This window comes from Neisseria sp. P0001.S005, assembly GCF_051963715.1.
In genome coordinates this window covers 1-865 of sequence record NZ_JBQCTZ010000448.1, presented here as the reverse complement: position 1 = coordinate 865, position 865 = coordinate 1, and the positions used below count along the sequence as shown (strand labels likewise).

The following is an 865-nucleotide window of genomic DNA, read 5'->3' as shown; positions in this document are numbered from 1 at the left end:
ACATCAACATCTTGATGTTGAACCAGCTCAAACGGATCTTTGATAAAAGCAGCATTCGGGCAAATTTGTTTGGCTTTTTCTTCGCTCAAATCACAAACAGCAGAAATACGGACTTCACGTCCCAAGCGACGGCTGATTTCCGCAGCGTTGTCCTGCAATACAGTGGCCGTACCGCCACCAACTGTACCCAAACCTAAAAGACCGATATTTACTGGCTTCATTGTGTCTCCTTTTGAGCCGATACTTTAAAATAATCACGAAAAACCAAGGCTTGTTATAATCGCTTGCAATCGTAAATTCAGAGCAAAGCATCAATGCACAAGGTCAAACGTTGAATCCTACCTGATATTGCTTGATTTTGCACCTTTTTTTGCAAGGTTTCCCAAGGCCGTCTGAAAATCGTTCTACCATAAAAACAGGAATTGCCATGAAAATCACAGAAAACCATATTGATGAAACCGCATCATTTTTTTCATCCTCACAAGGCATATTGCAAATCGGTGAACAAACATACTCAGAACCCATTTGCTGGCAAAATGGCAAAGTGAGCATCATTCCTCAAACAACCATCGAAGAATTAAACGAACAAATTTTTATATCAGCAATTGAAACAGCAGAAAACCGTCCAGAAGTCATTATCATAGGTACAGGAGCAAAACAAAAATTTCTGCATCCCAAAATTGCTGCAGCCTTATCAGCCTACGGAATCGGCTTCGAATGCATGAACACAGCCTCAGCTTGCCGAACTTTAGTTTTACTGCAAGGAGAAGGACGAAGCACATGGGCTTGGTTGTGGCCATAATCTGTAGAAAAGACTATTGCATCACACTAGTCTAAGTTCGCATAATTTATATTATGTTAAATT

At 40.5% G+C, this 865-nt stretch carries 1 protein-coding gene and 1 pseudogene; one reads left to right on the top strand and one right to left on the bottom strand.

From position 1 onward, the window contains the following. A pseudogene (locus ACTHSP_RS20955) lies at positions 1–221 on the bottom strand (homoserine dehydrogenase); the annotation flags it as partial. A 206-nt stretch (positions 222–427) separates the two neighbouring features. Between ACTHSP_RS20955 and ACTHSP_RS20950 the strand changes: the two are divergent. Next, the gene (locus ACTHSP_RS20950) at positions 428–802 is read left to right on the top strand and encodes an Mth938-like domain-containing protein (RefSeq protein ID WP_049328664.1); all 375 of its coding nucleotides are present in this window, start codon (positions 428–430) and stop codon (positions 800–802) included. Positions 803–865 lie beyond the last annotated feature (63 nt).